A 12,728-nucleotide genomic window follows, 5' to 3' on the forward strand; every position below is an offset into this window, starting at 1 on the left:
CCGGCCTCAGCCGCGCTGCGTCAGCCCGTCGGCAGTGAGCTCGAGCGTCGTGTCGACGTCGAGCCGGCCGAGGAACGCGTCGTCGTGGCTGACCACGAGCACCGCGCCGCGGTAGGCCGAGAGGGCCGCGACGAGTCGGCCGACGGTGTCGAGGTCGAGGTTGTTCGTCGGCTCGTCGAGCACGAGCAGCTGCGGCGGTGGGTCGGCCAGCAGCAGCCGCGCCAGCGCCACCCGGAACCGCTCGCCGCCCGACAGTGACGCGACCGGCCGATCCACGGCATCCCCTCGGATCAAGAACCGGGCGAGCCGGTTGCGGATCTCGGCCGGCGGCACACCGGGAGCGGCCGCGCGCACGTTCGCGAGCACGCTGGCGATCTCATCCAGCCCGTCGACGCGCTGCGGCAGGTACCCGATGCGGTCGGTGTGCGCCTCGGCGTATGCAGAACTCATCCATTCCGCGTCCGAAGGGCCGGAATCGTCTCGTCTCATGCTCGAATCGTCGAGATCGACGGAGTTCTGAACGCCCGACGCGATCAGCCGCTCGAGCAGCGTCGTCTTCCCGGCACCGTTCGCGCCGATCAGCGCCACCCGCTCGGGCCCCTGGACGATCCACGCGTGCTCGGCGTCGCCGATCGTCGCGATCCGCCGCCCGGCGGGTACCCCCGGGTCGGGCAGGTCGATCACGACCCTGTCGTCGTCGCGCACTCGCCGCTCGGCGACATCGAGCGCCGCCCGGGCCGTCGTCTCCTTCGCTCCGACCTCGGTGCGCAGCTTGCCGGCCGAGACCTGGGCGGCGCGCTTGCGTCCGTTCATGATGATCTTCGGCTCGCGCTTCTCGGCATAGGCCTTGTTGCCGTACGCCCCACGGCGGGCGATCTTGGTCTCGGCCTCGACGCGCTGGCGCTTCTCACGCGCGAGCACCTGGGTGGCGGCGCGCTCGGCTTGACGCGCGGCGGACTGCTCGGCATCCAGCCATGCGTGCCACTCAGAGTACGGCCCGCCGAACACGCTCAGCTCGTTGCCGTACAGCTCGGCGGTGTCGTCCATGAGCTCGAGCAGCGCGAGGTCGTGGCTGACGACGACCAGCGTTCCGCGCCAGCCGAGCACCAGGTCGTACAGCCGCGCCCGCGCGTCGCGGTCGAGGTTGTTCGTCGGCTCGTCCAGCAGCGTGATGGGCGCACCGCGCAGCCGGATGCCCGCGACCGCCGCAAGGACCGCCTCGCCGCCGGAGAGTTCGCCCACACGACGCCCGAGCGCCCCTTCGGGCAGCCCTGCCTCGGCGAGGGCGGCCGCAGCCCGGGCCTCGATGTCCCAGTCGGCGCCGACCGTGTCGAAGTGCCGCGGGTCTATGTCGCCGGACTCGATCGCGCGCAGCGCGGCGATCGTGTCGGCCACGCCCAGCAGCTCGGCGACCGGCCGGTCGACGTCCAGGGTCAGCTGCTGGGGCAGCAACGCGATGTCGGATGCCGCGGACACGCGTCCGGCGGTCGGGGCGAGTTCGCCCGCGATGACGCGCAGCAGGGTCGACTTGCCGGATCCGTTGCGGCCGATCAGGCCCGTGCGTCCGGAGCCGAACGCGCCCGAGACGTCGTCGAGCGCGAGCGAGCCGTCCGGCCAGGCGAGCGTGATGCGGTCCAGGATGATGGGGGTGTCGTGCATGAGGTCCTCCTCGGTGTCGGATGCGCCGACACCGATGCCCGAGGCATCCCGCACAGTGCGGGAGGAGAGATCGACGGTCAGCGCGCGAACGTGCTGCAGAGGCAGCGGATTGTTCGGTGACGGCGCGACACGTCGATGCTTCGACGGATCAGCGCAGCGTCAGCACGCGGCGAAGATCTCGGTCATTCCATTCCTCACACTCGGGACAAGGACCGGCAAACTCTAGCAGAACTCAGACGCGGTCGCAGTCGGACGCGTGCCGATGCCGCCGTGCTTGACGGTCAGGACCCCGTAGTGCAGTGTTCGAGTCATGGGAATCCATGTCAGTGTCGACAACTTCGCGCGTGCCGAGACGCATCGGATGATGCACGACCTGCAATCGGATGCGGGCGGCATCAATCGCTTCTTGCACAATCGCCTGCCTGCGGCTGTCGACAAGCAGACGGTCATCCGTTTGAACCGCGACACGCTGTACAGCTTCGCCGTCCTGGATCTCGCCGCCGGCGCCACGTTCACGATCCCGGACCACGGCCGGCGGTACCTCTCGGCGATGGTCGTGAACGAGGACCACTACATCAATGCGATCTTCCACGACGCCGGCGAGCACCGGCTGACTCAGGAGCAGTTCGGCTCGCGATACGCGGTGCTCGCGGTGCGTACCCTGGTGGATCCTTCGGATTCCGTGGATCTCGCGGCCGTGGCGGCGCTCCAGGACCGGATCGATCTGGATGCGGGATCAGCGGCTGCGTTCGAGATGCCCGACTACGACACGACCAGTTTCGACGAGACGCGCAACGCGCTCCTGTCTCTGGCGCGCAACCTGAGCGGGTTCGACCGCATGTTCGGTGCGCAGAGCGAGGTCGATCCGGTCCGTCACCTCATCGGCACCGCGGCCGGTTGGGGCGGGCTGCCCTCGGCCGAGGCGAGCTACATCGGGGTCGACCCGCGGCTGCCGGTGGGACGGTACGAGCTGACCGTCGGTGAGGTGCCCGTCGATGGGTTCTGGTCGATTTCGATGTACAACGCCGACGGCTTCTTCGAGCCGAACGACCGCGACGCGTACACGATCAACAACGTCACCGGGGTTCGCAACGACGACGGCACGATCACCGTGCGGTTCGGCGACCACCCCGCCGACGCCGCCAACGTCCTGCCGATCACCGAGGGCTGGAACTACCTCGTCAGGCTCTACCGGCCGCGGCCGGAGGTGCTCGACGGAAGCTGGATGTTCCCCGCGCTCGCCGGCTGACGATCGGGCGGCGCGTCTCAGGCCCGCCCCTCAGGCCCGCGCCTCAGGCCAGCCCTCGGGCCCGCGCCTCAGGCCAGCTCCAGCGACACCGTGACGTAGGAGTGCGCGGGAAGGTCGACTTCCAGCCCCCGCGCGTGCGTGCGGATGCCGTCGTGAGAGACGGGGACCACGGCGGTGGGCCGGTCGGGCGTGTTGTGCGCCTGCAGGGCACCGCCGGTCAGCACGCGGGCGCTGAACCCGGCCACCTGGCCCCCGCGCAGGTCGAGCACGACGGTGTGGGCCTGGGCGGCGTCGAGGTTGGACAGCGAGACGAGCGCGTTGCCGTCCTTCGTCGACGCCGATGCCGACACGAGAGGCAGCACCGTGCCGTCCACGTCGCGCGTGGGCACGTCGCCGGCCAGTGCGACCTCGAGCGAGGCGGCGTCGTGATGCCCGGTGTTCATCTCGAACACGTGGTAGGTCGGAGTGAGCACGAGCGCGCCCGAGTCGGGGTCGGTGAGGATCATCGCCTGCAGTACGTTCACGGTCTGGGCGATGTTGGCCATCGTGACCCGGTGCGCGAAGGCGTGGAAGACGTCGAAGTGGGTGGATGCCACCAGGGCGTCGCGCAGGGTGTTCTGCTGGTAGAGGAAGCCCGGGTTGGTGCCCTCCTCGACGTTCCACCAGGTGCCCCACTCGTCGACGACCAGGCCCACGGTGCGTTGCGGGTCGTGCACGTCCATGACCGCGCTGTGCCGTCGCACGAGCTCTTCGATGTGCCGCGCGCGGCGAAGGGTCGTATACCACTCGTCTTCGGTGAATCGCGTCGCGTCACCCTTGTCGTCCCAGGCGCCGGACATCGTGTAATAGTGCATCGACACCGCCTGGAAGCTCTTGCTCAGGCCGCCGCTGCAGTCGTTGCAGGCGAGCGAGGCCATCAGCGTCTCTGTCCAGGAATAGTCGTCGGAGTTCGCACCGGCAGCGATCTTGTACACGGTGTTGCCGCCGTGGTCGCGGATGTACGTGCTGTACTGGCGGGCGAGATCTTTGTAGTGGTCCGCGGTCATGTTGCCGCCGCATCCCCACGGCTCGTTCCCGATGCCGAAGAACGGCACCTTCCACGGCTCGTCGCGACCGTTGCGGCGACGCAGCGCGGCCATCGGCGAGTCGTCACCGCGCGTGAGGTACTCGACCCACTCGCTCATCTCGCGGACGGTGCCCGACCCGACGTTGCCGTTCACGTAGGGGTCGGCGTTCAGAAGCTCGCACAGGTGCAGGAACTCGTGCGTGCCGAAGGAGTTGTCTTCGACGACGTCGCCCCAGTGCGAGTTCACCATGCGCGGGCGCTGGTCGCGCGGGCCGATGCCGTCCTTCCAGTGGTAGTCGTCGGCGAAGCAGCCGCCGGGCCAGCGCAGGTTCGGGATGCGGATCGCCCGGAGGGCGTCGACGACGTCGAGCCGGATGCCGCCCTCGTTCGGGATCGGGGAGTCTTCGCCGACGAAGAACCCGCCGTAGATGCACCGGCCGAGGTGCTCAGCGAAGTGTCCGTAGATGTGTCGGCTGATGGTCGCACCAGGAAGGTCCAGGTTGATGACGGCTCTGAGGTCGGTGGTCACTTCATATCTCCAGAAAGGTGTGTGCGAACGGCGCGAGGTCACGCCATGGCGGCGACGGTCTGCGACGCGCCGGGGCGGATTTCGGCCACGGTGCGCCCGCGCGCGGTGGTGATCTCGTAGGTGCCGGCGAAGCCGGCCAGGGTGATCCGTCCGGCCTGGTCAGTGCGGCTGGTCTGCGGCGGCAGCCACCATTCGCCGCGGATGAGGTCGTGCAGCGCCCGGTAGGCGGGCTTGGGCGTGCCGTCGGTGCGCACGAGGCCGGCGGGAGCGCCCAGCCACGCGGTCGCGTCGTCGAGCCCCCAGTAGGTGATCGACTGCACCGCGGGGTGTTCGACCAGGGTCCGGTAGTGGCGCACGATCTCGGCCGCCTGCCGCTGCTCGCCCTGTGCCGTCGACGGCCACGCATCGACTCGGTAGTCGTTCAGATCGACGATCTCGGCGGGCATCAGGTCTCCCGAGACGAGGGTCGTCTCGGTCCAGTGCAACGGCAGCCCGAACCGGGCGAAGCGGTCGCAGATCTCGCGCAGCCCGTCTTCGCCGCGGAAGCCCTGATGCATGTGCGACTGCAGGCCGATCGCGTCGATGGGGATGCCGGCGTCCAGCACGTCCTCGATGAGGTGCTCATACTCGGGGCCGAGATCGAAGTCGTTGAGCACCAGCAGCGACGCGGTGCCGACGCTGCGAGCCTCGTCGACGGCGAGCCGGACCATCTCGACCCGGCCCTTCTGCGCCGCCAGCCGGGTCACGGCGTTGGCGATGCCGTCGGGCTCGTTGTCGAAGCGGGGCATGATGACCGTCTCGTTGATGACGTCCCACGCATCCACGAGGCCCGCGAAGTCGCGGACCTCTCGCCGGATCCGTCCGCGCAGCAGCGTTTCGGCTTCGGGCAGCGGCAGTTCGTCGAGCCAGCGCGGTTTGACGGTGTGCCAGACGAGGGGATGCCCCTTCAGCCGCACTCCGCGCTCGGCGTACCAGCGTGCGAGCCGCAGCACGGCGTCGCGGCGGGTGCGGCCGCGTTCGGGCTCGTACCTGCCCCAGTAGAAGCGGGGAAGCGTGGCGGTGTCGAACAGATCGAGCCAGAGCGAGCGCAGGCTCTCGTCGGCGTCCAGATCCACCGCGGTGCAGCCGAACTGGAACGCGTGGCGCAGCTGGCGCACCTGGACGTCGGTGTCGGACAGTGCGACGCCGCGTTCGTCGGTGAGCTCGATCACCGCGTCGCCGCGGCGGTGGGCGTAGGGGTCGGCGTCGCTCACTCCGTGCCCCGCCAGATGGCAGCGGCGGTCAGCGGCACGAGCGGAGGCAGCGTCGGGCGTGAGTCGATCGGCAGACGCCGACCCTCGTCGGCCGCGGTCAGCATCGTCATCATGACCTCGAGCACGTGCGCAGCCAGATCACCGCTTGCCCGGTTCGTCGAGGGGCCGATGCCGGCGGCTCCGAGCATGTCCAGCAGTCCGACCCCGCGATCGGCGTCGATGTATCCGGCTGCGGGATCCAGCTCGCGCCATCCGTCCACGCCGCGTGCGGTGTGTTCGACGGGGCCGCTGAAGGCGTTCGGATCGGGCACGAGCAGCGTGCCGTCCTCGCCGTGCACCTCGATCGGGCGCGCCGCGGAGCGGAACCCGTCGAAGCTCATGACGACCGTCGACAGCGCACCGCCGGCGTGTTCGAGGATGCCGGTGACGTGTGTGGCGACCTCGACCGGGATGCGCTCTCCTGCGCGCGCCCCGGACCCGATCACCCGTTCGTCGCGGGAGCGGCCGGCCGCCCCCGTCACCGCGACGACGGGGCCGAGCAGCTGCACGAGCGACGTCACGTAATACGGGCCCATGTCCAGCAGCGGCCCGCCGCCGGGCAGGTAGTAGAAGTCGGGGTTGGGGTGCCAGGACTCGTGCCCCGGGGCGATCCAGGTGGCCACGGCCGCCGTGGGGCGCCCGATGAGTCCTGCCTCGACCGCGTGGCGGGCGGTCTGGATGCCGGTGCCCAGCACCGTGTCGGGCGCGCACCCGACCAGCGTGCCGCGCGCGGCGGCCTCGGCCAGCAGCGGTGAGGCCCCCGCGAGGGTGGCCGTCAGCGGCTTCTCGACGTAGACGTTCTTGCCGTGTGCGATCGAGCGGCGGCCAACCTCTTCGTGCGCGCGGGGGATCGTGAGGTTCACGACCGTGTCGATGTCGTCGCGCGCCAGCAGCGCGTCAACCGTGAGCGCGACCGTGCCGGGGTGCGCGTCGGCCACCGCGGTCGCGCGCTGCATGTCCAGATCGGCCACGGCGACCAGGTCGATGCGCGGGTGCGCGGCCAGGGTGCGCAGGTAGACGGCGGAGATGACCCCGACGCCGATGATTCCGATCCTGTGCCGATCGCTGCTCGTGGTCGTCATGCTCGGGTTGCCCACAGCATCCCCCTCTCGATGATGGTGCGCACGGTGGGGTGTTCGAGGATGTCCACCGAGTGACCCGGCGTCGCCACGACGATGCGGCCGGCGCCCCACGAGCGGGTCCAGACCGCAGGCGAGACGATCGGACGGTGCCACGGATGCCACGGCCGAGTCGGATGGGTCGTGGTGGCCAGGATGTCGATCAGCGAATCGTGCAGCACCCAGTACTGCTCGGTCTCCAGAGCGAAGTCCTCGAGTCCTGCGGTGATCGGGTGGGTGCTGCCCTCCTCGGTGAACTCGACCGTATAGGGAAGGTAATTGTCCGTCTCGTCGCCGTGCCGCAGCGACGGCTCTTTGCCGGGGTGGGTCGCGAACTGACCGCCGATCAGCTGCAGATAGTCGGAGTCGTTGCGATACGAGTCCGCGATGCCGCCGTGCCAGCCGACCAGGCCCGTGCCCGCCTCGACCGCCGCGCGCAGGCCCTGACAGGCCTCTCGGCTGATCGATGACATCGTCACGCTCTGCACGATGAGGTCGACGCGGCCCATGCGGTCGCTGTCGGCGTAGATCTGGTTGGAGTCGGTGACCTGCACGTCATAGCCGTGCTCGCGCAGGTACGGGATGAACAGCTCGGTGGCTTCGACCGGGTGATGGCCGTCCCATCCGCCGCGAACGACGAGGGCGTCTTTCATGAGGGTGTGCTTTCTGTGCGGGAGGGATGGGGGACGACGGTGAGCCGCGAGGAATCGGCGGCGCTGGCGGCGACGGCGTCGAGCACGCGCTGCACATCGAGGGCGTCGGCGAACGTCGGTGCGACCTCGGTCCCGTCGGCGATCGCGCGCACGAAATCGACGGCCTGGTGCGTGAACCCGTGCTCGTAGCCGATGCCGTGGCCGGTGGGCCACCAGGCTGACATGTAGGGATGCTGCGGCTCGGTCGCCAGCACGCGCCGGAATCCCTGCGCGACCAGGGGATCGGTCGTGTCGTAGACCTCGAGTTCGTTGCTGCGCTCGTAGTCGAACGCGATCGCGCCGCGCTCACCGCTGATCTCTATGCGGTTGGCGTTGCGCCGCCCGGTCGCCATGCGCGTCGCCTCGAAGACGCCCAGGGCGCCATCGTCGAACGTCGCGGTGAAGGCGGCCGCGTCATCCACCGTGACAGGTCCCCGTTCGCCGTCGGTGTCGCCGCGACCGCCCAGGCCCACCTGCTCGGCGAGCACCGGGCGCGTGGGCACGAAGGTCTTGAGTATCGCCGAGACGGCCGTGATGCGGCTGCCGGTGAGCCACTGCGCCGTGTCGATCGAGTGCGCGGCGATGTCGCCGAGGGCGCCGCTGCCGGCCTGTGACGCATCCAGCCGCCAGGTCAAGGGCGCGTCGGCGTCGGTGAGCCAGTCCTGCAGATATTGCGCGCGCACGTGGCGGACGGCTCCCACCAGGCCGTCGTCGATCAGCTGCTTGGCCAGCGCGAGCGCGGGCGTGCGCCGATAGCTGAAACCGCACATCGCGACGACGCCGCGCGCGTGGGCGCGGGCGGCCGCATCGGCCATGACCGTCGCGTCCTGGGTCGAGTTGGCCAGCGGCTTCTCGCACAGCACATGCTTTCCGGCGGCCAGTGCCGCCAGCGCGATCGGCGCGTGCAGGTTGCCGGGTGTGCAGATGTCGACGACGTCGATGTCGGTGCGGGAGACGACATCCTGCCAGTCGGTGCTGACTTCGGCCCAGCCGAACCGGTCGGCGAGATCCTGCGCACGCCCCGCATCGCGGCCGACGAGCACAGCGGTCTCCACGGTTCGGGGAAGGTCGAAGAACGCTCCGGCTGTGCGCCACGCGTGGGAATGGGCGCGGCCCATGAAGCCGGTGCCGATGAGGGCGATACGAAGGGGCGGCATGGACATCCTCTGAAATCAAGGGATCACGGTCGGCGGGTGAGTCCCTCTGGGTGAATCACTGTGGTGCGCACACTTATGCGTTGCCTCTGAGTCGCACCTGCGAGACTCGCTGGTATCGAACAACGGGCTGTTTATCGATAGACTCATCATAGTCGACGGAAGGCCGAGTTCAAAGCGAACGGGTCGATGAGACAATGCGACAGGGGGAATCGCGATGGTCACGATGAGCGATGTCGCTCGCGAAGCGGGCGTGTCTGTGATGACGGTCTCACACATCCTGAACGGACGGCCCCGCGCATCGGAAGCGACCCGAGAACGCGTCCTGAGCGTCGTGGCCGAACTGGGCTACGAGATCAATCTCACCGCGCGCAATCTGCGGGCCGGGCGCACGGACTCCGTCGCCCTCATCGTGCCGAGCTTCCACGACTACTTCGGCGCCGTCGCCGACCGGCTGGCACTGCTGATCGAGGCCTCGAATCGTCACCTCGTGCTCGAGCGCACGGCAGCCAATGCGCAGCACGAACGAGAAGCGCTGTCGCTGGCGCGACTGCGCATGTACGACGGCGTGCTGCTGTCGGCCTATGGGATCAGCTACGCCGAGCTCGAGCTGATCGGCAAGGCGGTTCCGCTCGTGCTGCTGGGCGAACGAGAGATGCCGGCCGACCTGAACCACGTGCGACTGGACAACGAAGAGGGCGCGCGCCTGGCCACGGAACATCTCCTGTCGCGCGGGGCGCGGCACATCGCGGTGCTGGGCGGGCGGTTCGACCCCGAGCAGAGCATGGCCTCTTCCCGCCGCGAGGGCTGGGAGACTGCGCACCGTGAAGCGGGGCTGTCCACCGATCCGCGGCTGGTGGTGCCCGTCGCGGAGTACGCGATGGCCGACGCGCGCACCGCGATGCGGCAGCTGCTGGACTCGGGGCTCCCTGTGGACGGCGTGTTCGCCGTCACCGACGTCTTGGCCCATGGTGCGCTCGCGGCGCTGGGCGAGCGGGGGATCCGCGTGCCCGACGAGGTGCAGGTCGTGGGTTTCGACGACCTCGACGTCGACGAGTTCGTCTCGTCGGGGCTCACCTCGATCAATCCGAATCACGACCAGCTCGCCGCCACCGCAGTGCGACTGCTCGAGCAGCGGATCGCCGGCGGCACCGCCGCCGAGCACGTGGTCACGCCGGTGAGTCTGGTCGTGCGCGGCTCCACCCGCTGACGCGCCGTGCTCACCCCTCGCTGGTGAACCGGGCCGTGACATCCTGCACGACCGGGCGCGAGACCAGCTCGCACATCGCCACGAACGCCCAGGCGAGGGCCAGCAGGCCGACCTCCGTGGCGAGGTAGACGACGGCGATGGCCACGATCAGCAGCGAGGCGAACGCGAGCGTGACCTGCCAGCGGGAGAAGAGCTCCACCACGGCCACACGCAGCACGTCGCGGGTGCGGAAGGAGAAGAACGCGCTGATCACCAGCGCGTGCCCCGACCACAGCGTCAGCGTGACCGCGAGGACGATGCCGATGCCGCGCAGCACGCCGGCGCCGGGCACCGCTTCGGCGAAGACGATGTCGATGCTGAGCACGACACCGATCAGCACCAGCGGAGCCCACCATTTCGTGACATCCCACAGATTCAGCCGATAGCCCCGCACGAACAGCGCGAACGGTCCGGCATCGGGCGTGCGCCGCCAGCTGCGGACCGTGTAGAGCCCGGCCGCCAGCGCAGGCGCGACCGGCAGCAGCGCCGCGACGAACACCGCCACACTGGATGCCTCGGGCCGGAACAGCGTCTGCACGATGACAGTCGGCAGACAGGCAAGGGCCAGGCTGACTCCCAGCGCGAGATGGCGGTACACCGCCGTGGTGAAGCGGGTCAGAGGGCCCTCGTCCGGCACTCCGGCCGACGCCGGCTCTTCGCCCGCGCGCGCGGCGGCGGGGTGCCGGCCCGCCGCCGCGTCGGATGCGGGGCTGCTCATCCCTTGACCGAGCCCAGCATCACGCCCGAGACGAAGTACCGCTGGACGAACGGGTAGACGAAGAGGATCGGGACGAGGGTCAGGATCATCGTCACCGCCTGGATGTTCGCGTCGATCGCGTCCTTCTGCGTTCCCGCTGCCGCCGCGCTCTCGGTGGCCGCAGTCGATGCCCCCGCGATGAGGTTTCGCAGATAGAGCGTCACCGGGAACAGGTCTCGCTGGTCGAGATACAGGAACGCGCTGAACCAGTCGTTCCAGTACGCCACCGCGTAGAACAGGATCATCGTGGCCAGCACGGCCTTCGAGAGGGGAATGGTGATGCGGGTGAAGATGCCCCACCAGCCCAGCCCGTCGATCTGCGCGGCCTCTTCGAGCTCGCGCGGAAGATTCTCGAAGAACGATTTCATCACCAGCAGGTTGAACACCGACAGCGCTGCGGGCAGGATCACCGCCCACATCGTGTTCTTCAGCCCGATGGACGAGATGAGCACGTAGTTGGGGATGATGCCGCCGTTGAAGAACATCGTGAAGACGGCGACCCCGATCAGGAACGAGCGCCCGCGCAGGTGACTCTTGGAGATCACGTAGGCGAGCATCGTGGTCAGCACCATCGCGATCGTCGTGCCGACCACGGTGTACAGCACGGTGTTGCCGTAGGCCTGCCAGAACTGCTTGTTCTGCGACACGGCCACGTAGGTCTCCACGTTGAACCCGACCGGGAACAGGTTGACCTGGCCCGCCTTGATCGCCCCCGGGCTCGAGAACGACTGCGCCAGCACCGTGAGGAACGGGTACAGCATCACGGCGCAGATCATGAGCAGGAAGACGGTGTTCACCACGACGAAGGCACGGTGCCCCCTGGTGTCGCGGATGCTGACCGGCCGGAAGTCGCGACCTGCGTGCGAGGGCGCCGACATGCTTTGGATCACCACAGGCTCGTCCCTACTACTCGCCGCGAGATCAGGTTCGCGGACATGACCATCACGAAGCCGATGCAGGCCTGGAACAGGCCGATCGCCGCCGCATAACTGAGATTGTTCGAGACCAGACCGACGCGGTACAGGTACGTCGATATGACGTCGGCCGTCTCGTACGTGAGCGGGTTGTACAGCAGCAGCACCTTCTCGAAGCCCACATTGAGGAAGGTGCCGATGTTCAGGATCAGCAGTGTGATCATCGTGGGGCGGATGCCGGGCAGGGTGACGTGCCACGTCTGGCGCCACCGGCCTGCGCCGTCGATGCGTGCGGACTCGTACAGCGACGCATCCACGGTGGTCAGTGCGGCCAGGTAGAGGATCGTACCCCAGCCGACGGTCTGCCACGCCTCGGTGCCGACGTAGATCGCGCGGAACCATTCCGCGCGCTGCAGGAAGGGGATCGCGTCCCCGCCCACCGCCTCGATGAACTGGTTGACGGTGCCGGTCACCGACAGCAGCTGCATCGTCATGCCGACGATGATCACGATCGACAGGAAGTGCGGGAGGTAGGTGATCGACTGCACCGTGCGCTTGAAGAACGTCTTGCGCACCTCGTTGAGCATGAGGGCGAGCACGATCGGCAGCGGGAAGCACACCAGCAGCGTCAGACCTCCGATGATGGCGGTGTTCCAGAACACGTGCCAGAATGTCGGGTCGTTGATGAACATGTCGATGTAGCGCAGCCCGACCCATTGCTCGCCGAAGATGTTGCCGCCGGGGCGGAACTTCCGGAAGGCGATGATGTTGCCGAGCATCGGCACGTAGCGGAAGATCGCGAGGAAGATCAGCGGCAGGGCCGCCATCGCGTACAGCGCCCAGTCGCGCCGGAGAGCCGTGCGCCACGGAACAGCGCGCACCGTGGCGCGGTGACGGTCTCTTCGAGGTCGCCGCCCCGGGAAGGGCCGCCGTCGAGGGGATTCGGTGGTGAGGGTCCTCGTGTCGGGCGGCAGCTCCGTCGACGCGATCTCCTGACCCAGGTTGATGGTCATCTGCAGTCGCTCCTTTGCGATGCACGGGTGGCGGGC

Annotated in this window: 11 protein-coding genes; 2 read left to right on the forward strand and 9 right to left on the reverse strand. The window is 68.8% G+C overall.

Going from position 1 to position 12,728, the window contains the following annotated elements:
• Window positions 1–6: 6 nt before the first annotated feature.
• Window positions 7–1,659 (reverse strand): ABC-F family ATP-binding cassette domain-containing protein, encoded by a 1,653-nt coding sequence (locus QU603_RS02050; RefSeq protein WP_308492844.1) that lies wholly within the window; start codon window positions 1,657–1,659, stop codon window positions 7–9.
• A gap of 310 nt (window positions 1,660–1,969) precedes the next feature.
• On the opposite strand from QU603_RS02050, the gene QU603_RS02055 reads away from it, so the two are divergent.
• Complete coding sequence (locus QU603_RS02055; RefSeq protein WP_308492845.1) at window positions 1,970–2,908, forward strand: DUF1214 domain-containing protein; 939 nt, start codon at window positions 1,970–1,972, stop codon at window positions 2,906–2,908.
• Window positions 2,909–2,976: 68 nt separating this feature from the next.
• Here the strand turns inward: QU603_RS02055 and QU603_RS02060 are convergent, their stop codons facing one another.
• From QU603_RS02060 to QU603_RS02080, 5 genes are read right to left on the reverse strand one after another with little or no spacing between them, the layout of a single operon-like run.
• Window positions 2,977–4,503, reverse strand: coding sequence for an alpha-N-arabinofuranosidase (locus tag QU603_RS02060; RefSeq protein ID WP_308492846.1), 1,527 nt, complete (start codon window positions 4,501–4,503; stop codon window positions 2,977–2,979).
• Between the two features lie 38 nt (window positions 4,504–4,541).
• Window positions 4,542–5,756 (reverse strand): endo-1,4-beta-xylanase, encoded by a 1,215-nt coding sequence (locus tag QU603_RS02065; RefSeq protein ID WP_308492847.1) that lies wholly within the window; start codon window positions 5,754–5,756, stop codon window positions 4,542–4,544.
• Window positions 5,753–6,877, reverse strand: coding sequence for a Gfo/Idh/MocA family protein (locus QU603_RS02070; RefSeq protein ID WP_308492848.1), 1,125 nt, complete (start codon window positions 6,875–6,877; stop codon window positions 5,753–5,755). The genes QU603_RS02065 and QU603_RS02070 overlap by 4 nt, the downstream gene beginning before the upstream one ends.
• Window positions 6,874–7,566 carry a ThuA domain-containing protein gene (locus QU603_RS02075; RefSeq protein WP_308492849.1) on the reverse strand — a complete coding sequence of 231 codons (693 nt, stop codon included), beginning with the start codon at window positions 7,564–7,566 and terminating at the stop codon, window positions 6,874–6,876. Before QU603_RS02075 ends, QU603_RS02070 begins: the two co-directional genes overlap by 4 nt.
• The gene (locus QU603_RS02080; RefSeq protein ID WP_370655320.1) at window positions 7,563–8,762 is read right to left on the reverse strand and encodes a Gfo/Idh/MocA family protein; all 1,200 of its coding nucleotides are present in this window, start codon (window positions 8,760–8,762) and stop codon (window positions 7,563–7,565) included. Before QU603_RS02080 ends, QU603_RS02075 begins: the two co-directional genes overlap by 4 nt.
• Before the next feature lie 223 nt (window positions 8,763–8,985).
• Here QU603_RS02080 and QU603_RS02085 point away from each other — a divergent pair, with 223 nt between their 5' ends.
• Window positions 8,986–9,969 carry a LacI family DNA-binding transcriptional regulator gene (locus QU603_RS02085; RefSeq protein WP_308492851.1) on the forward strand — a complete coding sequence of 328 codons (984 nt, stop codon included), beginning with the start codon at window positions 8,986–8,988 and terminating at the stop codon, window positions 9,967–9,969.
• A 10-nt stretch (window positions 9,970–9,979) separates the two neighbouring features.
• On the opposite strand, the gene QU603_RS02090 is transcribed toward QU603_RS02085, so the two are convergent.
• Genes QU603_RS02090 through QU603_RS02100 form a run of 3 tightly spaced genes read right to left on the reverse strand, consistent with a single transcriptional unit; the run spans window position 9,980 to window position 12,692 of the window.
• Window positions 9,980–10,726 carry a DUF624 domain-containing protein gene (locus QU603_RS02090; RefSeq protein ID WP_308492852.1) on the reverse strand — a complete coding sequence of 249 codons (747 nt, stop codon included), beginning with the start codon at window positions 10,724–10,726 and terminating at the stop codon, window positions 9,980–9,982.
• Entirely contained in the window at window positions 10,723–11,643 is a 921-nt protein-coding gene (locus QU603_RS02095; RefSeq protein WP_308493914.1) for a carbohydrate ABC transporter permease, read from the reverse strand. Before QU603_RS02095 ends, QU603_RS02090 begins: the two co-directional genes overlap by 4 nt.
• An 8-nt stretch (window positions 11,644–11,651) precedes the next feature.
• The gene (locus QU603_RS02100) at window positions 11,652–12,692 is read right to left on the reverse strand and encodes an ABC transporter permease (RefSeq protein ID WP_308492853.1); all 1,041 of its coding nucleotides are present in this window, start codon (window positions 12,690–12,692) and stop codon (window positions 11,652–11,654) included.
• Window positions 12,693–12,728 lie beyond the last annotated feature (36 nt).

It is taken from the genome of Microbacterium terrisoli, assembly GCF_030866805.1.
In the GTDB taxonomy this organism is placed as follows: domain Bacteria; phylum Actinomycetota; class Actinomycetes; order Actinomycetales; family Microbacteriaceae; genus Microbacterium; species Microbacterium terrisoli.